The organism is Mycobacterium sp. SM3041, assembly GCF_039668335.1.
Lineage (GTDB): Bacteria > Actinomycetota > Actinomycetes > Mycobacteriales > Mycobacteriaceae > Mycobacterium.
Genome location: NZ_JAYXBQ010000017.1, coordinates 15512 through 34897, shown reverse-complemented (window position 1 = coordinate 34897; position 19386 = coordinate 15512). Strand labels below are relative to the sequence as shown.

21 protein-coding genes are annotated in these 19386 nt (G+C 67.9%); 10 read left to right on the top strand and 11 right to left on the bottom strand.

What is annotated here, in order from left to right; genetic code table 11:
• Window position 1: 1 nt before the first annotated feature.
• The gene (locus VXD91_RS05150; protein ID WP_237163070.1) at window positions 2-1345 is read right to left on the bottom strand and encodes a DoxX family protein; all 1344 of its coding nucleotides are present in this window, start codon (window positions 1343-1345) and stop codon (window positions 2-4) included.
• Between the two features lie 216 nt (window positions 1346-1561).
• On the opposite strand from VXD91_RS05150, the gene purF reads away from it, so the two are divergent.
• The gene (gene purF, locus VXD91_RS05145) at window positions 1562-3094 is read left to right on the top strand and encodes an amidophosphoribosyltransferase (protein ID WP_060998897.1); all 1533 of its coding nucleotides are present in this window, start codon (window positions 1562-1564) and stop codon (window positions 3092-3094) included.
• Between the two features lie 63 nt (window positions 3095-3157).
• Window positions 3158-4240: a phosphoribosylformylglycinamidine cyclo-ligase gene (gene purM, locus VXD91_RS05140; RefSeq protein ID WP_020098790.1), complete on the top strand. Its 1083-nt coding sequence runs from the start codon at window positions 3158-3160 to the stop codon at window positions 4238-4240.
• 64 nt (window positions 4241-4304) lie between these two features.
• Here purM and VXD91_RS05135 read toward each other — a convergent pair whose 3' ends face one another.
• Together VXD91_RS05135 and VXD91_RS05130 are read right to left on the bottom strand one after the other, a co-directional pair.
• Window positions 4305-4517 (bottom strand): DUF3073 domain-containing protein, encoded by a 213-nt coding sequence (locus VXD91_RS05135; RefSeq protein ID WP_060998895.1) that lies wholly within the window; start codon window positions 4515-4517, stop codon window positions 4305-4307.
• A gap of 169 nt (window positions 4518-4686) precedes the next feature.
• Entirely contained in the window at window positions 4687-5751 is a 1065-nt protein-coding gene (locus tag VXD91_RS05130) for a folate-binding protein YgfZ (RefSeq protein WP_133428305.1), read from the bottom strand.
• A 38-nt stretch (window positions 5752-5789) separates the two neighbouring features.
• On the opposite strand from VXD91_RS05130, the gene VXD91_RS05125 reads away from it, so the two are divergent.
• The gene (locus tag VXD91_RS05125; protein WP_133428304.1) at window positions 5790-6596 is read left to right on the top strand and encodes an aminodeoxychorismate lyase; all 807 of its coding nucleotides are present in this window, start codon (window positions 5790-5792) and stop codon (window positions 6594-6596) included.
• Window positions 6597-6945: 349 nt separating this feature from the next.
• Here VXD91_RS05125 and VXD91_RS05120 read toward each other — a convergent pair whose 3' ends face one another.
• The 6 genes from VXD91_RS05120 to lmeA all read right to left on the bottom strand — a co-directional run bounded on the left by VXD91_RS05120 (window position 6946) and on the right by lmeA (window position 10942).
• Window positions 6946-7632, bottom strand: a complete 687-nt coding sequence (locus VXD91_RS05120; RefSeq protein ID WP_061001505.1) for an FABP family protein — start codon at window positions 7630-7632, stop codon at window positions 6946-6948.
• A gap of 236 nt (window positions 7633-7868) precedes the next feature.
• Window positions 7869-8171 (bottom strand): DUF1416 domain-containing protein, encoded by a 303-nt coding sequence (locus VXD91_RS05115; protein WP_020098804.1) that lies wholly within the window; start codon window positions 8169-8171, stop codon window positions 7869-7871.
• A gap of 1 nt (window position 8172) precedes the next feature.
• Entirely contained in the window at window positions 8173-9009 is an 837-nt protein-coding gene (locus VXD91_RS05110; RefSeq protein ID WP_061001504.1) for a sulfurtransferase, read from the bottom strand.
• Window positions 9010-9047: 38 nt separating this feature from the next.
• Entirely contained in the window at window positions 9048-9518 is a 471-nt protein-coding gene (locus VXD91_RS05105; protein WP_346414830.1) for a DUF4395 domain-containing protein, read from the bottom strand.
• 204 nt (window positions 9519-9722) lie between these two features.
• Window positions 9723-10148: a thioredoxin family protein gene (locus tag VXD91_RS05100; protein ID WP_318987067.1), complete on the bottom strand. Its 426-nt coding sequence runs from the start codon at window positions 10146-10148 to the stop codon at window positions 9723-9725.
• Window positions 10145-10942, bottom strand: coding sequence for a mannan chain length control protein LmeA (gene lmeA, locus VXD91_RS05095; RefSeq protein ID WP_318987066.1), 798 nt, complete (start codon window positions 10940-10942; stop codon window positions 10145-10147). Before lmeA ends, VXD91_RS05100 begins: the two co-directional genes overlap by 4 nt.
• 208 nt (window positions 10943-11150) lie before the next feature.
• On the opposite strand from lmeA, the gene VXD91_RS05090 reads away from it, so the two are divergent.
• From VXD91_RS05090 to pstB, 6 genes are all read left to right on the top strand, one after another.
• Window positions 11151-11927: a response regulator transcription factor gene (locus VXD91_RS05090; RefSeq protein WP_346414829.1), complete on the top strand. Its 777-nt coding sequence runs from the start codon at window positions 11151-11153 to the stop codon at window positions 11925-11927.
• Window positions 11924-12814 (top strand): mycothiol synthase, encoded by an 891-nt coding sequence (mshD, locus tag VXD91_RS05085; RefSeq protein ID WP_346414828.1) that lies wholly within the window; start codon window positions 11924-11926, stop codon window positions 12812-12814. Before VXD91_RS05090 ends, mshD begins: the two co-directional genes overlap by 4 nt.
• 149 nt (window positions 12815-12963) lie before the next feature.
• The gene (gene pstS, locus VXD91_RS05080; protein ID WP_346414827.1) at window positions 12964-14073 is read left to right on the top strand and encodes a phosphate ABC transporter substrate-binding protein PstS; all 1110 of its coding nucleotides are present in this window, start codon (window positions 12964-12966) and stop codon (window positions 14071-14073) included.
• A gap of 72 nt (window positions 14074-14145) precedes the next feature.
• Window positions 14146-15177, top strand: a complete 1032-nt coding sequence (gene pstC / locus VXD91_RS05075; protein WP_036427561.1) for a phosphate ABC transporter permease subunit PstC — start codon at window positions 14146-14148, stop codon at window positions 15175-15177.
• 8 nt (window positions 15178-15185) lie between these two features.
• Complete coding sequence (pstA, locus tag VXD91_RS05070) at window positions 15186-16100, top strand: phosphate ABC transporter permease PstA (RefSeq protein WP_346414884.1); 915 nt, start codon at window positions 15186-15188, stop codon at window positions 16098-16100.
• A 15-nt stretch (window positions 16101-16115) separates the two neighbouring features.
• Window positions 16116-16892 carry a phosphate ABC transporter ATP-binding protein PstB gene (pstB, locus tag VXD91_RS05065; RefSeq protein WP_020098814.1) on the top strand — a complete coding sequence of 259 codons (777 nt, stop codon included), beginning with the start codon at window positions 16116-16118 and terminating at the stop codon, window positions 16890-16892.
• 254 nt (window positions 16893-17146) lie between these two features.
• Here the strand turns inward: pstB and VXD91_RS05060 are convergent, their stop codons facing one another.
• A complete protein-coding gene (locus VXD91_RS05060; protein WP_346414826.1) occupies window positions 17147-18121 on the bottom strand; it encodes a zinc-binding alcohol dehydrogenase family protein in 975 nt (324 codons plus the stop codon).
• Window positions 18122-18197: 76 nt separating this feature from the next.
• Between VXD91_RS05060 and VXD91_RS05055 the strand changes: the two genes are divergently transcribed.
• The gene (locus VXD91_RS05055) at window positions 18198-18710 is read left to right on the top strand and encodes a MarR family transcriptional regulator (RefSeq protein ID WP_212813381.1); all 513 of its coding nucleotides are present in this window, start codon (window positions 18198-18200) and stop codon (window positions 18708-18710) included.
• Here VXD91_RS05055 and phoU read toward each other — a convergent pair.
• Window positions 18707-19375, bottom strand: coding sequence for a phosphate signaling complex protein PhoU (phoU, locus tag VXD91_RS05050; RefSeq protein ID WP_212813379.1), 669 nt, complete (start codon window positions 19373-19375; stop codon window positions 18707-18709). The two genes, VXD91_RS05055 and phoU, sit on opposite strands and share 4 nt — an antisense overlap.
• Between the last annotated feature and the right edge of the window lie 11 nt (window positions 19376-19386).

Below are 19386 nucleotides of genomic sequence, written 5' to 3'. Positions count from 1 at the left end.
CTCACTTGAAGAACGGGTACTCCTGCACCCAGTGGAAGCCCCTGTTGCGCAACGTGAATTGATCGAGGTCGACCTGATCGAGGGTGATCTGCACCGGCCGGCCCTGCAGCGTGCCGGTCAGTTGCAGCTGCCGGGCCGCCGGCCGCGAGACCTTCAGTTCGGCCAGTGCCGCGCCGCCGGGGCCGGTCGCGGTGATGGTGTCGGACTTGATGGTGGCGGGGGCGTCGACCAGCTCGCCGTTCATCCGCTGATACGTCAGGGCGCCGTCGGTCTCGAAAACCAGCCGTTGCCAACGGGTTTGATCGGTCGTCAGTGGCGGCAGCGGCTTGCCGTCCACGCTGAACTCCCGGACCGACCAGATCCCGTACAGCTCGGGCTTGGCCTTGCCGCCGCCGTAGGCGTGCCACGCCTGCCAGCTGGCGAGGATGCATCCGGCCAGTACCCAGAGCCCGAGCACGGCCTGCACGGTGGCGGCTCTGCGATTGGCCCGCGCGGAGCTGAACAGGGCGGGTTGGCTCACCGGCTCCGACGGGCGTTGCAGGACAAACAGGTCCGTCAGCCGGCGCAGCTGCGGCGCGAGCAGCACCAGGCTTATCAGCAGCAGATGGCCGGACAAGATCTTGACCGGCACGTCGAACGTCATGTTCAACAGGAACACCTGGGCCATGCTGGCCAGCCCGAGCAGCGTGCCCAGGGTCGCGGTGCGCGGCAGGAACATCAGCAATCCGGCCAGTACCTCGACGGCGCCGAGGGTCATCTCGTACGGGTGCGAGCTGCCCACCTGCAGCCACAGCACCGAGGCCGGACTCAAGTCGCCGAAGGACCGCAGCAGCGCGGACGGTGGCGGAGACGGCATCTGGGTGGGCACCAGTTTGGCGAACCCGTAGAAGAGCATCTGGCCGGCGACGCACAACCGCAGGAACGTCAGGAACCACGCTGACAGCCGCGCGTAGTCGGGCCGCCGCCGGTCCATGAGCGTCCACACCGCGGTGCCGACGGCCGCGACGACCGCCAGGGTGAAGACCATCACCCAGACGACGGTCTGATCGCCGCTGCCGGAGTCCTGATGGAGCACCGCGTCGACGCCGAAGACCTCGCGACCGACCCACCTCAGTGGCGGGCCCAGCAGCGTCATCTGCCACATCACCGCCAGCTTGGGCAGCCACTCGCCGACGATCCCGAAGAAGGCAAAGGTGATCTGCGCGAACAACACACAGAACAGACCGAAGTACAGAAAGCAGAATCTGAATGCGATCTTCGTCACGGTCGACCATGGCCGGGTGGGGTCGGCGGCGACGGGATCGGCGACAACGGAACCGGGACTCTCGGATAATTGACTGGCCATGAAATCCATATAAACAGCCGGATTGAAGTGGGCTGATGAGACGGCTGACGCCCCCGCGCGAAGCCGTCCGCGGCGCGGCGGCCGAGCCGGAAACCGGCCCGGCCGACACGCCTACGGTGTACGACGCGCCAACAGAAGGAAGATTCGATTCCGTTTCGCGCCCAACGGGACCGTAGACTCGAACCCGTCACCAACCGCCTCCCCGGGAGCAGCCCTATCGTGACCGAACAGACCGAGAACGAGCCACGCGAGGAATGCGGCGTATTCGGGGTCTGGGCCCCTGGCGAGGATGTGGCAAAGCTCACTTACTACGGTCTCTATGCCCTGCAACACAGAGGGCAGGAAGCGGCAGGTATCGCTGTCGCTGACGGATCGCAGATTCTGGTCTTCAAGGACCTCGGTCTGGTCAGTCAGGTGTTCGACGAGCAGACCCTGGCCGCCATGCACGGCCACGTCGCCGTCGGGCACTGCCGCTACTCCACCACCGGCTCCACGACGTGGGAGAACGCCCAGCCGGTGTTCCGCAACACCGCCGCCGGCACCGGCGTCGCGCTCGGCCACAACGGCAACCTGGTCAACACCGCCGAACTGGCGGCGCGGGCCCGCGAAGCCGGACTGATCAACGCGCGTGGCCATGTCGCCGCCACCACCGACTCGGACATCCTGGGCGCCCTGCTGGCGCACGGCGCGGCCGACTCGACGCTGGAACAGTCCGCCCTGGAACTGCTGCCGACGGTCCGTGGCGCGTTCTGCCTGACTTTCATGGACGAGAACACCCTGTACGCCGCGCGCGACCCGCACGGCGTCCGCCCGCTGTCCCTGGGCCGGCTGGACCGCGGCTGGGTCGTCGCCTCCGAGACCGCGGCGCTGGACATCGTCGGCGCCTCGTTCGTCCGCGACATCGAGCCCGGTGAGCTGCTGGCCATCGACGCCGACGGCGTGCGCTCCACCCGGTTCGCCAACCCCGAGCCCAAGAGCTGCGTCTTCGAGTACGTCTACCTGGCCCGCCCGGACAGCACCATCGCCGGCCGCTCGGTCCACGCCGCGCGCGTCGACATCGGCCGCCGGCTCGCCCAGGAGAAGCCCGTCGACGCCGACCTGGTGATCGGGGTGCCCGAATCGGGCGTGCCCGCGGCCGTCGGCTACGCGCAGGGCTCGGGTATCCCGTTCGGCCAGGGCCTCATGAAGAACGCCTACGTCGGGCGCACGTTCATCCAGCCGTCGCAGACCATCCGTCAGCTCGGTATCCGGCTCAAGCTCAACCCGCTGAAGGAAGTCATCCGCGGCAAGCGGCTGATCGTCGTCGACGACTCGATCGTCCGCGGCAACACCCAGCGCGCCCTGGTCCGCATGCTGCGCGAGGCCGGTGCTGTCGAGGTGCACGTACGCATCGCGTCGCCGCCGGTGAAGTGGCCATGCTTCTACGGCATCGACTTCGCCACCCCCGCCGAGCTGATCGCCAACGCCAAGAGCACCGAGGCGAGCGAAGACGAGATGCTCGAAGCGGTCCGCCACGCGATCGGCGCCGATTCATTGGGCTACATCAGCCGCCAGGGCATGATCGCCGCCACCGAGCAGCCCGCCACCCGGCTGTGCGCGGCCTGCTTCGACGGCAACTACCCGATCGAACTGCCAGGTGAAGCCGCCCTCGGCAAGAACGTCGTCGAGCACATGTTGGCGTCGGCGGCTCGCACCGGGCTGCCGCTGACTGCCGACAACGACAACGCCTCGGCCCTGCGCCGTCCCTGACCTGACGGCCGTCAACAGGCGCGACGTGCATCCGCGAGGGTGCGACAGGTAGCCTTGGGGCCGATGACTAGCCAGGATGAGCGAGCTGAATCGATTGGCGCCTCCTACGCTTCGGCGGGGGTTGACATCGAGGCAGGCGATCGCGCCGTCGAATTGTTCAAGCCCCACGCCAAGAAGGCCACCCGCCCCGAGGTCCGGGGTGGCCTCGGAGGTTTTGCCGGGCTGTTCGGTCTGAAAGCCGGGTACCGCGAGCCGCTGCTGGCTTCGTCGACCGACGGTGTGGGCACCAAGCTCGCCGTGGCGCAGGCCATGGACAAGCACGACACCGTCGGCATCGACCTCGTCGCGATGGTCGTGGACGACCTCGTGGTGTGTGGCGCCGAGCCGCTGTTCCTGCAGGACTACATCGCCGTGGGCCGTACCGTGCCCGAGCGGGTGGCCGAGATCGTCTCGGGCATCGCCGAAGGCTGTGTGCAGGCCGGCTGTGCGCTGCTGGGTGGTGAGACCGCCGAGCACCCGGGCCTCATGGAGCCCGACCACTACGACATCTCCGCGACCGGCGTCGGCGTCGTCGAGGCCGACGACCTGCTTGGCCCCGAGAACGTCCGCCCCGGCGATGTGATCATCGCCATGGCCGCCACCGGCCTGCACTCCAACGGCTACTCGCTGGCCCGCAAGGTGCTGCTCGAGATCGACCGCATGAGCCTGTCCGGGCACGTCGAGGAGTTCGGCCGCACGCTCGGCGAAGAGCTGCTGGAGCCGACACGGATCTACGCCAAGGACTGCCTCGCGCTGGCCGCCGAGACCCAGGTACGCACCTTCTGCCACGTCACCGGCGGCGGACTGGCCGGAAACCTGGAACGCGTCATCCCGCACGGCCTGACCGCTGAGATGGACCGCGGTACCTGGACGCCGGCACCGGTGTTCCAGATGATCGCCCAGCGCGGCCGCGTGGAGCGTGCCGAAATGGAGAAGACGTTCAACATGGGTGTCGGCATGGTCGCCGTCGTCGCGCCGGAGGACACCGACCGCGCACTGGCGATTCTGACTGCCCGGCACCTGGACTGCTGGACTCTGGGCACCGTCAACAAGGGTGGCAAGAGCAGCGTTCGCGCCGAGCTGGTGGGCCAGCACCCGCGCTTCTGACCTTCGGGTCGCGCGCGCGCGGGGCTGGGCCTGCGGCCCTGGGACTCAGGGCCGCTCGTGGGGTCTAGTGACGCCAGTCGTCTTCGGGTACGGCCCAGCGACCGGCGGGCTCGTCGCCCGAGTCGTCGTCCAGGTCGTCATCGATGGCACTGGAGCTGTAACCAACGGAGTCGTTCGAGAGCTCTCGCTGCAACCGAGTGAAATCGGTCTGCGGTGAGCTGTACTTAAGGTCTCGAGCAACCTTGGTCTGCTTTGCCTTTGCCCGGCCGCGGCCCATAAGGGACCCCCTCGCGCAATAACGGAGCGGCCCGATGTGCAGGCGGCTCCGATCTGAGTGTGTTTATTGTCCTGCCGTTAGCTTACCGTGCCCGGCGGTCTCATGCTGGCAGGCCACCCTCACCGGGCGTCCGGGGAACGAATCAGGCGGAAGACGCCAGTTCCGTGGCCTAGCGGGCGCCGCCGCGGAGCCGGTCCACCGCTGCCCGGCCCGCGCCGGCGGACGTATCGGCCTCCGGCAGTGAGTCCGCGTCGATCGCCGCAGGTACCTGGGCGTCGCCGCCGGAGGTCAGTTCGGTGTCCGCGGGCACGCCGCGCTTGAGCAGTGCCAGCGCGATCGGGCCCAGGTCGACATGCTCGGCGACGGTCCCCACCCGGCCGATCGCCCGGCCACCGGCGAGCACCGGATCACCCGTCGCGGGACGGTCGTCGCCGCCGTCCAGATGCAGCAGCACCAGCATGCGGGGCGGCTTGCCCAGATTGTGGACGCGCGCGACGGTCTCCTGGCCGCGGTAGCAGCCCTTGTCCAGATGCACGGCGCCGATGCCCGGCCCGCCGATCCAGCCGACCTCATGCGGGATGGTGCGCTCATCGGTGTCCACGCCCAGCCGCGGCCGCAGCGCCGCGACCCGAAGCGCCTCATAGGCCCACAGCCCCGCGGGCCGGACGCCCGCGTCGACCAGCCGCTGCCGCCACGCCGCGGCGGCGGCCCGTGGCACCACCAGCTCGATGTCCTGCGGGCCGACGCGGCGCACGAAACCGCCGTCGGGCAGCGGGGCCGCGGTCCACTCGGCGTCCGGGGTCGGCAGGTCGAGGACGTTGACGGCCGGGCCGAGGAGCGACAGCACCGCCAGGTCGGCCGGATTCACCTCGACCTTCGACCAGAACACCATCTTGCGCAGGAAGTCGGCGAGCGGCTGCCCGCGCCACGACTCGGTGTCCAGCGTGGTGACGCCGCCGAGTTCGGTCTGCAGCCAGTGGTCCTCGACCCGGCCTTGTCCGTCCAGGCTCAGGTTCTGGACGACGGACCCCTCCGGAAGCGAGCTGACGTGCTGGCTCGAGATGGTGTGCAGCCAGCTCTGGCGGTCGTCGCCGGTGAGCTCGATGGTCGCGCGGTGGCCGCGGTCCACGATGACGGCCTCGGTGGCGGCGGCACGCTGCTCCCCGAGCGGGTCGCCGTAGTGCCAGACGGCGCCGGCGTCGGGTCCGGTTTCGGGTGCGGGAACTGCGCTCATACTTCGAGCCTAGCCAGCGCCCCGACTAGCCTTCTGCCATGACCGCCCAGCCGCCCGTCGTCGTCGCGGTGGACGGCTGCCGGACCGTGATTCGCAGCGACGACCCGGTGTTCTCCCGCGGTGACGGGGTCTTCGAGACGGCGCTGGTGCGTGACGGCGTCGTCCGCCTGCTCGACGAGCACCTGACGCGGCTCGCGGGATCGGCGACGCTGGCGGGCCTGCCGTGTCCCGACACCGTCAGCTGGCTGGCGGCGGTGGCGGCCGCGATCGGCCAGTGGCCCGGCGGGGAGGCCGTGCTGCGGCTGGTGCTCGGCCGCGGCGTCGAGGGTGTGGTGGCCTTCGTGATGCTGTCGGTGGTGCCGGCTCGCGTCGCTGCAGCCCGTCAGGACGGCGTCGCGGCGGTGACGCTGGTGCGTCCGCATTGGCCGCTCGCCGCCGCGAAATCGCTGTCCTATGCCGCGAACGTGGCCGCGCTGCGCCATGCCGAACAGGCCGGCGCCGGCGACGCCGTCTTCGTCGACGCGGCGGGCGCGGTGCTCGAAGGGCCGCGATCGGCCGTCGTTCTGGCGGTTCGTGGCACAGCCGGGGAACCGGTTCTGGTGACACCTGATGCGTCGCCGATCCTGCCGTCGACCACGCAGCGCGCGCTGTTCGCGACAGCCGCGGCGCGGGGGATCGAGTGCGTGTACCGGCGCGTCACGGTGCCGGATTTGGTTGCCGCACAAGGTGTTTGGCTGCTGTCCGCGATCACGCTGGCGGCGCGGGTACATACCCTGGACGGGCGGACGCTGGCGGGTTCACCCTTTGCGCCGCTGATCACCGAGCTGATCGACGGGCCGATCTGAGGCCGGAAAAATCGGTTGTCGAGCCTTCGAGCTGGGAGTACGGTCGCACGTACACAGGGAAGGAGGTGGTCCGACAAATTGATTGATTCTTTGAGGACATGTGAGGTGGCTGCCCGCTAGTAGCGCCGGGTAATTCCCGAGCGCACTCGCGAATTCCCGCAGCCACCCGGCCCCCGAGCCTCCCGGTCTTGTCCAACCAGGAACCTTGGCTCGGGGGTCGCCTCATGTCTGGGGTAGGTCAGCCGGCATCAATTGCGCCGAGGTCGACGAAATGGTCGTGATCCGAGGGGTATCGCAGCCAATCGGTCCATCTCGGCACGAAGCCGCAGGAATCGAAGCCGCAGAAACGTCAGCCGACGAAACGCGACAGGCGCGCGGAGAGATGCGGGGTCAGGCCGCCGTCGGCGTCCACCCGCTCCTCGACGTACGCCAGATCGCCGTTCTCGATGATCCCGTAGAGCCGCTTCGCGCCGCCGACCAGCATGCCGGACTTGCTGCGAGCCAGGGCGTCGGTCGCCAGTTCCCAGGAGGCCTGGTTCAGCGGGGTGCCGTAGAACAGCTCGACGTAGCCGGCCGAATGCGCCAGCAGCAACTCGATGGCCTGGGACTCGTCCTGCCCGTGGGGATCGGTCGGGTCGTTCACGAACCGCCAGTAGCCGGTCTCGCGCAGGCCCGGACCGGCGTATTCGCCGTTCTCGTCGAGCCGCCAGGAGCGGGCATCCCAGTTGAGGTAGTCGCCGCCGTTGTGCGACACGATGATCTGCTGACCGAACCGGTAGTCGCCGGCGGAATCGCGGCCTTCGCCTTCGCCGCGCCAGACGCCGACGAGCGGCAGCAGAGCCAGCAGGGCGTCGTTGAAGTCCGCGCCTTCGCGCAGGTTGGCGGTGTCCGCGGGCAGCGGCAGATCGTCGAACCCGGGTACGTTGCGCGCGGCCGTGGCCTTGGCGCGATCGGCAGCCGCGGCGATGGCACGGTCGCCGGAACCGGCCAGTGCGCCGAGCTCGCCCAAGCCGTCAGGATCCTGGTCGGACGTCACGACTCGTCGGTGATCAGGCGGTACAGCGCGTAGAGCGCGAACCAGGTGATGGCCAGCGAGGCCGCGACCAGCAGGATCTCGAAGAAAAGCACCACGGACAGACAGGTTACTCGCGCTACCGGTGTGACGTGCGCCGCACCGGCCCCTCAGATGCGACGAGCGGCCGCATCTGTACGTCCGGACACGGAGTGTCGGGTACAAACACGGCCGCTCGCGGCAGTGAGAACTAACTCAGGTCATGCGACCTTGACGTCGACCTCGTGGATACCGGCACCGGTCGGCGCCACCACGGCGTCGCCGTTGCCGACCTTGGACAGCGCACGCAGCGTCCAGGTGCCGGGCGCGGCGAAGAACCGGAAGTCACCGGTGGCCGACGCGACGACCTCGGCGGTGAATTCGTCGGTGCTGTCCAGCAGCCGCACGAACGCGCCACCGACCGGCTGGCCCGAGCCGTCGACGACGCGGCCGGTGATGACGGTTTCCTTCTCCAGATCAACGCTGGCCGGCAGCGTCAGGCCTTGCTTGGGTGCAGAGCACATATCAGTTTCCCAACTCGATCGGGGCACCCACCAGGGAGCCGTATTCGGTCCAACTGCCGTCGTAGTTCTTTACATTCCGGTGGCCGAGCAGTTCCTGCAGCACGAACCAGGTGTGCGACGAGCGCTCACCGATGCGGCAGTAGGCGATGGTCTCCTTCTCGCCGTCGAGGCCGGCGTCGGCGTAGATCTTCGCCAGCTCCTCGTCGGACTTGAAGGTGCCGTCGTCGTTGGCGGCCCGGCTCCACGGCACGTTGATGGCGCTCGGCACGTGTCCGGGGCGCTGGCTCTGCTCCTGCGGCAGGTGCGCCGGAGCCAGAATCTTGCCGGAGAACTCGTCGGGCGAACGCACGTCGACCAGGTTCTTGGTGTTGATGGCGGCGATCACCTCGTCGCGGAACGCGCGGATGCTGTTGTCGATCGGCTTGGCCTCGTACGAGGTCGCCGGGCGGACGGTGGCGTCCTTGACCAGCGGGCGGTCGTCGAGTTCCCAGCGCTTGCGGCCCCCGTCGAGCAGCTTGACGTCGTTGTGGCCGTACAGCTTGAAGTACCAGTAGGCGTAAGCCGCGAACCAGTTGTTGTTGCCGCCGTACAGGACGACGGTGTCGTCGTTGCTGATGCCCTTGTCGGACAACAGCTTCGAGAACTGCTGCTGGTCGACGAAGTCACGCTTGACCGAGTCCTGCAGATCATCGCGCCAGTCCAGCTTGACGGCGCCGGGGATGTGCCCCTCGTCGTCGTAGGCGCTGGTGTTCTCGTCGACCTCGACGAACACCACGCCGGCGGTGTCGAGGTTGTTCTCGGCCCATTCGGTCGAGACCAGGACGTCGGAACGTGCCATGTACGAATTCCTTTCGGTTGCTTATGCGCTCTAGCGGGTCAGGTGGTGGCGGGGATGCCGGTGCGGCGCAGTCGCGCCACCAGGGGGTAGATCTGGCAGCCGAGGCAGATGCCGAACGCGGCGTTGAGGAAGGCGGCGATCAACGCGAACGCGGTGGCACCCAGGCCCAGTGCGGGGGTACCCGCTGCGAAGCCGGCGAATCCGGCGATCGCGAACAGCAGCCCGACGAGTTGGGCGAACTTCAGCGGCGCGACCGGTTCCTTCTCGGTCACCGGCGCCAGCCGCGGCGCGATGAAGGCGGCGAAGATGCGGCCGTACGGGTGCTTGCGCGGCCCGCCGACGGCGCCGATCGCGAACACCACGGCCTGCACGCCGAGAATCACGGCCGCGGTGATCGGGCTGACGGCCGACACCAGCAGCGCAGCGATCAGCACCGCGGTGGTGACCCAGGCTGCGAAGCGGGGTCCACGCACGTCGACCTGCGGGGTTTCGATGGAATTGTCTGACATGGGAAAGCTCCTGTTGTTTGTGATCGTGGACTGGCCACAGAAGGGCTGCTCGGAGCGCAACACGAAATGACGGCGCGGCTACTCAGCAGCTACAACAACAACAGCAACAACCCGCAACGCGGCACAGATCTACTGCGCGACGCTTGGTGAGCAGGAGCTCGCGGGGGGCCAACACGGCAGACAGCTTACCCAAAGACGGGGTGGTCAGGCCAACAGCGGTAGCAGGGCCTCGCGCAGATCAGCGGATTTCGGGACGCCCGCGGTGCGGTACCGCTGCTGCCCCGCGGCGTCGAAGATGAACGTCGTCGGCAGCGAGAGCACCGACAGTCGTCGGGCCGCAACGGGATTGGCGTCCAGATCGAGTTCGACGTGCGCGACCCCGAGGTCGTCACAGACCTGGTCGACGACGCGGCGCACGGCCGCGCAGGGTCCGCACCACGTTGCGCTGAAATGCACGACGGTCGGGCCGGTGGTCGACAGGCCGAGGTCGGCGTTGTCGTTTTCGGCCGACGTCTCGGCCGGCACCACTTCCTTCATCAGGCCGGCACGCAGTGTCAGCAGGCGGCCGATGATGTACGCGATCCCGAGCGCGGCGACCAGGACCGTCAGCACCACGACTGTGGAGTTCATGACTGTCTGAACCCATCCAGGGGCACGGTTACTCCCGTGGCGATGCCTTCGATGATGACGTCGGAGCCGCGCGCGCCCTCGCTGGTCGGCGTCAGCCCGAACGGCAGCTTCATCCCCGGCATCGTGGTGGAGAAGGCCCGCAGGACCGCGGCCTTCTTGTCGTCGGGCACCTTTTCTTCCGCCGTGCCCGGACCGGTGAGCACATCGGTCGCCGTGAACACCAGGTTCGTGTGGTCGGCGCCGGTGATGGACAGGTCCACCGAGACGCTGACGCGCTTGTTCAGGCCGGCGGCGGCCGGGGTCCCGGTGAACACGAGGCCGTGGTTCTCGGAGATACCGGATTCGGTGGTGCCGCCGGTGGCGTCGTTGGAATCGTTGGTCGGGGCTTCCACCAACAGGTCCTTGATACCCATGAAGCGGCCGACATGGGTCGAGTCGACGATGATGCGGCTTTCCAGCTTGGCCGCGGTCAACTTGGCGTCGGGTCCGATCAGCCAGGACTTGGGCGTCGCGACCATGTCGTACAGCGTGGCCTCGATGGACGCCTTCCCCACGACGGGGTGCGCGACGGCGGCGGCCTTGACCTCGACCTGCTGGTAGCGGCCCCGCGCCGCCTGGGTCGCGAAGGGGAAACCGAGGATGGACACCCACGGATCGAAGTGCAGGTGGGCCGCGGTCCGGACGCTGCGGGACATTCGGTATTCGGCGAAGATCGCGAAGCCGAAATCGGTGCCGACGACCGCGAGGATCAGCACGACCGCTGGGATCAGCAGCCGGGTCAGCACCTTACGCATCCGAACATTCTGGCGTACGGCCAGCCACGCAGTGTTGCGACCGGCCGTTCCAAGCCGCTAAATCGCAGGTGGCAAGCTATCGTTAGATGATCTTGGCCGGTAACGGCCATGTGTCAGCCATGATTCTCCGGAGTTGAATCGGATTGAACTGCGACAGCGTCGTCGCGGGGGCGGGTCCGGTGCGGCCCCGGACGTACTGGAGGACCCGTTGGATCTTCTGCTACTGACCGTCGACCCGCACCCGGAGTCTGTGCTCCCGGCGCTGGCGCTACTGCCGCACAGTGTGCGGCCGGCACCCACCGAGGTGTCGTCGTTGCTGGAAGCCGGCAACGCCGATGTGGCGATCGTCGACGCGCGCACTGATCTCGCGGCCGCCCGCGGACTCTGTCGTCTGCTGGGCAGCACCGGAGCGTCCGTACCCGTGGTGGCCGTGGTCAACGAAGGCGGCCTGGTGGCCGTCAACGTCGAGTGGGGTATCGACGAAATCCTGCTGCCCGGCACCGGCCCGGCCGAGATCGACGCCCGGCTGCGTCTGCTCGTGGGACGCCGTAACGGCGTCGCCGACCAGCAGAGCGCCGGCAAGATCACCCTCGGTGAACTCGTCATCGACGAGGGCACCTACACCGCGCGGCTGCGTGGCAAGCCGCTGGATCTGACCTACAAGGAATTCGAGCTGCTGAAGTACCTGGCTCAGCACGCCGGCCGGGTCTTCACCCGCGCCCAGCTGCTGCAGGAGGTGTGGGGCTACGACTTCTTCGGCGGCACCCGCACCGTCGACGTGCATGTCCGGCGCCTGCGCGCCAAGCTCGGCCCCGACTACGAATCGCTGATCGGCACCGTCCGCAACGTCGGTTACAAGGCCGTGCGGCCCGCGCGCGGCCGCGCCAACGGCGCCCCCGAATCGGTCGACGACATCGACGACGAGGACGACGGCGACTCCGGTGACGTCGAGAACGGCGCCCGCCAGACCCAGCCCGTGCAGTGACAGAACTGACCTGGCACACCGCACTGAGTGCTGCCGACCAGACGGCCATCCGTGAACTCGTCGCGGCGGCGACCGCCGCCGACGGCGTGGCCCCGGTCGGGGACCAGGTGCTGCGCGAACTCCCGCTGGACCGCACCCGGCACCTGCTGGCGCATGACTCCGGCGCTTTGGTCGGCTATCTGAATCTCGCGCCGGACATGGCCGAGGCCGTCGTCGCCGCCCCGGCCCGGCGCCGGGGGATCGGCAGCGACCTGATCCGCACCGGCCTGGACGCCGGTGGTCCGGCCACCCGAATCTGGGCGCACGGCAATCTCGATGCCGCGCGGGCCACCGCCGCGGCACTCGGCCTGACCGCGGTGCGCGAACTCTGGCAGATGCGCCGCTCGTTGTCCGACCTGCCTGCGCTGACCGACGTCCCGGGCGTTCGGCTGACCACGTATCCCGGGCCCGAAGTCGACGACGAACTGCTGCGCGTCAACAACGCGGCCTTTCACTGGCACCCCGAGCAGGGCGGCTGGACGCAGGCCGAGGTGGACGAGCGCAGGGCTGAGTCCTGGTTCGACCCGGCCGGGTTGTTCCTGGCGTACGACGCCGACGATCTGGCCGGGGAACGGTTGCTCGGCTTCCACTGGACGAAGATTCACCCGGGCTCGGGCCTGGGCGAGGTGTACGTCGTCGGGGTGGGTCCGGACGCGCAGGGCCGCGGCCTCGGGGCGTTGCTGACGCTGGCCGGCCTGCACCACCTGGCCGACCGGCTGGGGACGGACGGGACCGTACTGCTGTATGTCGAGGCAGACAACACCGCGGCGGTGAAAACCTACCGACGTCTGGGGTTCGAGCTGTACAGCGCCGATGTCGCCTACGCGGCGGCTCCGACCGTTAGCTGAAACGGCGAGTTGGCTGAAAAGTCCCTGACCGTGTTCACCCGGTGTTCATTCGGCATCAGTGATTCGTCCATTACGGCCGCATACGTTGCGCGGGAGTCGGAAGCCGACCCTTGAAAGCCGACCATCGGCCGACACCGAAAGTAGGACCCGTGAAGTTCACCAGCATCGGTAAAGCATTCGTCGTCACCGCAGCGGCCGCGTCGCTTGCCGTCGGCATGACCGCGTGTGGCAATGACAACACGTCCGGCACCGCGTCGTCGACGTCCGGTTCGTCCGCCGAGTGCGGCGGCAAGAACGCGCTGACCGCCGAGGGCTCGACCGCGCAGCAGAACGCGATCGCCGAGTTCAACAAGGCTTGGGGCCAGGTTTGCTCGGGCAAGAACCTGTCCTACAACGGCACCGGCTCGGGCGCCGGCCGCCAGCAGTTCATCGCCAAGCAGGTCGACTTCGCCGGCTCGGACTCGGCGCTGGCCAAGGAGCAGATCGAGAAGGCCGCCGAGCGTTGCGGTGGCAACCCGGCATGGAATCTGCCGCTGGTCTTCGGCCCCGTCGCCCTGGCCTACCACATCGAAGGTGTGAGCAAGCTCGTCGTCAACGCCGATGTGCTGGCCAAGATCTTCCAGGGTGAGATCAAGAAGTGGAACGACCCGGCCATCGCCGCGCTGAACGCCGGCACCAGCCTGCCGGACGCCGACATCAAGCCCGTCTACCGCTCGGACTCGTCGGGCACCACCGACAACTTCCAGAAGTACCTGTCCGCCGCGGCTCCGGAGAGCTGGAAGAAGGGCGCCGGCAGCGAGTTCCAGGGCGGCGCCGGTGAGGGCGCGCAGAAGTCGGCCGGCGTCGTGCAGGCCGTCCAGGCCACCCCGGGCGCCATCGGCTACGTCGAGAAGAGCCCGGCCGCGGCCGCCGGCCTGCCGTTCGCGCAGATCGACACCGGTTCGGGCGCAGTCGAACTGACCGACGACAACGCCAAGAAGGCCATCGCCTCCGCCAAGTTCGCCAAGGACGGCAACGATCTGGCCCTCGACCTGAAGTCGCTGTACTCGACCAAGGAAGCCGGCGCGTACCCGCTGGTGCTGGCCACCTACGAGATCGTCTGCTCGAAGGGCTACGACGCCGACACCGCCGCCGCGGTGAAGTCGTTCCTGAAGGTCGCCGCCAACCAGGGTCAGGCCAACCTGTCGAAGGCGGGCTACATCCCGCTGCCCGACGCCTTCAAGACGCGTCTGCTGCAGTCGGTCGACGCAATCGCTTAAGCAGTGCTGGCGCTCCGGTTCCATCGCAGTAAGGATGGAACCGGAGCCCACGACCGTTAGGTTCCTGACAGGATGACAGTGACAACACCGAATCCAGCCGACGCGGGGTCGGGGGAGGCGCTTGCCGCACCCTTCCCCGAGCCGACGCCGGTGTCTCTCGACCCGCTGAAGGGCTCGAAAGTTCGCCTGGGCGACCGGATTTTCCGCCTGCTCGCCGAGGGTTCCGGCGTACTGATCGTCGCCCTCATCGCGGCCATCGGTGTGTTCCTGCTGTGGCGCGCCATCCCGGCGCTGGCCCGCAACAAAGAGAACTTCTTCACCTTCGGTGGCAACTGGGTCACCACCGACACCTCGGCGATGCACTTCGGCATCCTCGATCTGCTGCAGGTCACCGTCTTCGTGTCGGTGTTCGCGCTGCTGATCGCGATGCCGGTGGCGCTGGGTATCGCGATCTTCCAGACGCAGTACGCACCGCGCCGGCTGGCCGGACCGCTGGCGTATGTGGTGGACCTGCTCGCGGCGGTGCCGTCGATCGTCTACGGCGTGTGGGGCCTCTACGTGCTGGCACCCGTGCTCAAGCCGTTTGCGTTGTGGCTCAACAAGAATCTCGACTGGCTGTTCCTGTTCAAGACCGGAAACGCCTCGGTCGCCGGCGGCGGCACCATCTTCACCGCTGGCATCGTGCTCGCGGTGATGATCCTGCCGATCATCACCGCTGTCACCCGTGAGGTCTTCATCCAGACGCCGCGCGGCCAGATCGAAGCCGCGCTGGCGCTGGGCGCCACCCGCTGGGAGGTCGTGCGCACCACCGTGCTGCCGTTCGGCCTCTCGGGCTACATCAGCGGCGCCATGCTCGGCCTCGGCCGCGCGCTCGGTGAGACCATCGCGCTGCTGATCATCCTGCGCGGTACGCAGACCCAGTTCAGCTGGACCCTGTTCGACGGCGGCTACACGTTCGCCAGCAAGATCGCGGCCACCGCAAGCGAATTCAACGACCAGTACAAAGCGGGCGCCTACATTGCCGCCGGCCTGGTGCTGTTCATCCTGACGTTCGTGGTGAACTCCGCGGCGCGCGCGGTCGTGGCCGGAAGGACGGCGAAATGAACGCAAAGATGGTGGCGATGCTGGAGCGGCCCGTCAAGCACCAGTCGTTCGAAGGGGTGGGCCTGCGCCGCAAGGTGACCGACAAGGTCGCGACGGTGCTCGTGAGCCTGTCACTGCTCGTGGCGCTGATCCCGCTGGTGTGGGTGCTGTATTCCGTTGTCACCAAGGGCTACAAGGCCCTCACGGCGTCGGAATGGTTCACCAACTCACAGTCCGGCATGACGGCGTTCGTCGAGGGCGGCGGCGCGTACCACGCCATCGTCGGTACCGTGCTGCAGGCGCTGGTGTGCGCCGTCATCTCGATCCCGATCGGCGTGATGGTGGCGGTGTACCTCGTGGAGTACGGCGGCGGCACCAAGCTGGGCAAGGTCACCACGTTCATGGTCGACATCCTCACCGGTGTCCCGTCGATCGTCGCCGCGCTGTTCGTCTACGCGCTGTGGGTCGCCACCCTGGGCTTCCAGCGCACGGGTTTCGCGGTGTCGCTGTCGCTGGTGCTGCTGATGATCCCGGTCATCGTGCGGTCCACGGAGGAGATGCTGCGCATCGTGCCGATGGACCTGCGTGAGGCCAGCTACGCACTGGGCATCCCGAAGTGGAAAACCATTGTGCGCATTGTCATCCCGACAGCGCTCTCGGGCATCGTCACGGGCGTCATGCTGTCGCTGGCCCGTGTCATGGGCGAGACGGCCCCGCTGCTGGTCCTGGTGGGCTACGCACAGGCCATGAACTTCGACATGTTCGGCGGCTTCATGGGTTCGCTGCCGGGCATGATGTACGACCAGATCGGCGCCGGTGCCGGCGCCAACGAGGTCCCCACCGACCGGATGTGGGGAGCGGCACTGACCCTGGTGCTGCTGATCGCGCTGCTGAACGTGGCGGCGCGGTTGGGCGCCAAGTTCTTTGCCCCGAAGAAAGTGTGAGCAGGAGTACCGTCAATGGCCAAGCGTCTGGATCTCAAAGACCTCAACATCTACTACGGCTCGTTCCACGCCGTGCAGAGCGTCAGCCTGTCGGTGGAGCCGCGCAGCGTGACGGCGTTCATCGGGCCGTCGGGCTGCGGTAAGTCGACGGTGCTGCGCACCCTCAACCGCATGCACGAGGTGATCCCGGGCGCCCGCGCCACCGGATCGGTGCTGCTCGACGGTGACGACATCTACGCCCCCGGCGTGGACCCCGTTGGCGTCCGCAAGACCATCGGCATGGTGTTCCAGCGCCCGAACCCGTTCCCCACCATGTCCATTCGCGACAACGTGGTGGCCGGGCTGAAGCTGCAGGGCGTGCGCAACAAGAAGACGCTCGACGAGGTCGCCGAGCGGTCGCTCAAGGGCGCCAACCTCTGGAACGAGGTCAAGGACCGCCTCGACAAGCCCGGTGGTGGTCTCTCCGGTGGTCAGCAGCAGCGCTTGTGCATCGCCCGCGCCATCGCGGTGCAGCCCGACGTGCTCCTGATGGACGAGCCGTGCTCGGCGCTGGACCCGATCTCGACGCTCGCCATCGAGGACCTGATCGCAGAACTGAAGCAGGACTTCACGATTGTGATCGTCACGCACAACATGCAGCAGGCGGCGCGTGTCAGCGACCAGACCGCGTTCTTCAATCTCGAGGCCACCGGCAAGCCCGGCCAGCTGATCGAGATCGACGACACCGAGAAGATCTTCTCCAACCCGTCCAAGAAAGCCACCGAGGACTACATCTCCGGCCGCTTCGGTTAGGTCGGGCCACCCGCGGATATGCGCGGGGGTTGCTTTGTCGGCGCGGGCGTACGTGGCGCGGTGGTGCGGCATCTGAGCGCTGGGTCGGCCTCGGAGGTACGTGTCTTCAATCACGAAGACACTGCGGCCATCGTGATTGAAGACAGGTACCTTTTTCGGCGATCAGAGGTCCCTGAGTTCAATCAGCACTGGCGTACGGCCACCCCGATTGAACTCACGGACTTCTCGCGCCGCTCCGGCAATGCACGCAATCCCTACGGCGTGATGACGACGCGGGTGCCGGAGGGTTCCTTTGCCGCCCAGACGTTTTCGATGTCGGCGAGGGGGCGGGCGACGGTGGTCAGCTGCAGCTCACCGGCGTCGAGCATCGCGAACAACCGGGGCAGGCCTTCGGTACGGGCGCGCTGCAGGGCCTCGGGCGGGACGCTGCCGATGCCCACGCCTTGAAGCGTGATGCCCGTGCTGCGCAACGTCGCGGCGTCGATGCTGATGCTCGCGCCGGTCATCGAACCGACCTGGATGAAGCGCGTGGCGTGGAAATGGGTCGACGGATGCGCGGCGGCGAGGGCGGTCAGCGTCTGCTCCGCGGGTGTGCCCCACAGGTAGTCGATGACGGCGTCGAACGGCCGCGCCGAGTGTTGGGCCACAACGCTTTCCGCGAGATCGTCGGTGCCGAGCGCGATGACGTCGTCGGCTCCGACGGTGCGGAGCCACTCCAGCCGTTCGGGGTTGCGGCCGGCCACCACAACGCGTCCCGCCCCGAAGACGAATTTGGCCAACTGCACTGCCAGTGATCCCGTGACGCCGGTGGCGCCGAGGATCAGCACGTGGTCGCCGGGTTTGGTCTGAGCCGCGTAGTCCAGGCTCATCCACGCCGACATGCCGGGATTGGGCACCGCCGCCGCGGTCACCGAGTCGACGTGCTCGGGCACCGGGACGGCGCCGGCCGGGACGACGAGGGTGCGTTCGGCCATCAGCCCGTACGGGGCGAGCGACCCGGTGTACACCCGTGTGCCGTCATCGAGGCGGGCGACGCCGTCGACCCCGGCGATGGCAGGGAGCTGAATCTCTTTGCTGCTGTAGTGGTTTCCCATGATGACCATGCGGCTCAGGTTGGTCAGTGCCGACGCCTCAACGGTGGCGACGACGGCGCCGTCGTGTGGCTGAGGCTCGGGGAAATCCAGGTACCGGGGCTGCTGGCCCCACTCGTGCACGACCGCTGCCTTCATGTGCGCTCCTCGACTCAGAATATGGTTTCTGCGGAAACTATATGCCGATGGCTCGCCGAATGGCAAGATGGTTTCCATGAAAACCAAATCCGCGCTGATCGCCGACATCAGTGCGTTGGTCGGCGCGGTGGGGGACAAGTTCGACACTGACGAGGTCGACGCCGAGCGCGACTATCTCGCCGCACACTGCCCGCCGCGGCTGGAACGTACCGTGCGTGAGCTGCCCACCCTCGGTCTGCATCTACTGGCGGAGCTCGCCGACGGCCCGATCAGTGTGGTGGGCCTGGCCGCCCGCGCCGGGCAGCTCAAGGGCACCGTGTCGAAGCACGTCCAAAGACTCGTCGACGCCGGGCTCGTGACCCGCACGCCGGTGCCGGGCAACCGCAAAGAGCTGCAGCTGACCCCCACCGCGGACGGAAAACGCCTCATCGAGGTACACCAGCGCATGCACGACGAGATGGACGCCGGCCGGCACGACTTCCTGTCGCGCTACACCGCCGCGGAATTGTCGGTGCTGGAGAAGATGCTGCAGGACCTGCTGGCCGCCGGCCGCGACGGCGTGCGGCTGGTACCCGCCGAACGGGCCTAGCTGATGGTGGGCAGGCCGTCGTCGTCGGAGAACCGGCCGGTGACCTGGAAGATCACCCGCCGCGCGACCTCGACGGCGTGGTCGGCGAAGCGCTCGTAGAAGCGGCTGAGCAGGGTCACGTCGACCGCCGCGGTCACGCCGTGCTTCCACTCGCGGTCCATCATCACGCTGAACAGATGACGGTGCAGGTCATCCATCGCGTCGTCTTCTTCCTGGATGCGGGCCGCGCGCTCCGGGTCCCGGGTGAGCAGCACCTCTTGTGCGGTGTTGCCCAATTCGACTGCGAGGCGGCCCATTTCGGCGAAGTAGCCGTTGACCTCCTCGGGCAGCGCGTGCTGCGGGTGCCGGCGGCGGGCGATCTTGGCGACGTGTAGCGCCAGCGCACCCATCCGGTCGACGTCGGCGACGATCTGGATGGAGCCGACGACGGACCGCAGGTCACCGGCGACCGGGGACTGCAGGGCCAGCAGGACGAACGCCTGCTCCTCGGCCTGCGCGCTCAGGGCGGAGATGTGCTCGTGGTCGGAGATGACCTGCTCGGCCAGCACCAGATCGGCCTGCAGCAAAGCCTGGGTTGCGCGCTCCATGGCAACACCCGCCAGTCCGCACATCTCGCCTAGGCGGTTGGTCAGGCCTTCAAGCTGCTCGTGGTACGCGGTACGCATGGGCTCCAGAC

Coding starts and splice junctions, on each gene's coding strand:
- VXD91_RS05150 (WP_237163070.1), bottom strand. CDS start 1,345: ATGGCCAGTCAATTATCCGAGAGTCCCGGTTCCGTTGTCGCCGATCCC.
- purM (WP_020098790.1), top strand. CDS start 3,158: ATGACTAGCCAGGATGAGCGAGCTGAATCGATTGGCGCCTCCTACGCT.
- VXD91_RS05135 (WP_060998895.1), bottom strand. CDS start 4,517: ATGGGCCGCGGCCGGGCAAAGGCAAAGCAGACCAAGGTTGCTCGAGAC.
- VXD91_RS05130 (WP_133428305.1), bottom strand. CDS start 5,751: ATGAGCGCAGTTCCCGCACCCGAAACCGGACCCGACGCCGGCGCCGTC.
- VXD91_RS05125 (WP_133428304.1), top strand. CDS start 5,790: ATGACCGCCCAGCCGCCCGTCGTCGTCGCGGTGGACGGCTGCCGGACC.
- VXD91_RS05115 (WP_020098804.1), bottom strand. CDS start 8,171: ATGTGCTCTGCACCCAAGCAAGGCCTGACGCTGCCGGCCAGCGTTGAT.
- VXD91_RS05110 (WP_061001504.1), bottom strand. CDS start 9,009: ATGGCACGTTCCGACGTCCTGGTCTCGACCGAATGGGCCGAGAACAAC.
- VXD91_RS05105 (WP_346414830.1), bottom strand. CDS start 9,518: ATGTCAGACAATTCCATCGAAACCCCGCAGGTCGACGTGCGTGGACCC.
- VXD91_RS05100 (WP_318987067.1), bottom strand. CDS start 10,148: ATGAACTCCACAGTCGTGGTGCTGACGGTCCTGGTCGCCGCGCTCGGG.
- lmeA (WP_318987066.1), bottom strand. CDS start 10,942: ATGCGTAAGGTGCTGACCCGGCTGCTGATCCCAGCGGTCGTGCTGATC.
- pstC (WP_036427561.1), top strand. CDS start 14,146: ATGACAGTGACAACACCGAATCCAGCCGACGCGGGGTCGGGGGAGGCG.
- pstA (WP_346414884.1), top strand. CDS start 15,186: ATGGTGGCGATGCTGGAGCGGCCCGTCAAGCACCAGTCGTTCGAAGGG.
- pstB (WP_020098814.1), top strand. CDS start 16,116: ATGGCCAAGCGTCTGGATCTCAAAGACCTCAACATCTACTACGGCTCG.
- VXD91_RS05060 (WP_346414826.1), bottom strand. CDS start 18,121: ATGAAGGCAGCGGTCGTGCACGAGTGGGGCCAGCAGCCCCGGTACCTG.
- VXD91_RS05055 (WP_212813381.1), top strand. CDS start 18,198: ATGAAAACCAAATCCGCGCTGATCGCCGACATCAGTGCGTTGGTCGGC.
- phoU (WP_212813379.1), bottom strand. CDS start 19,375: ATGCGTACCGCGTACCACGAGCAGCTTGAAGGCCTGACCAACCGCCTA.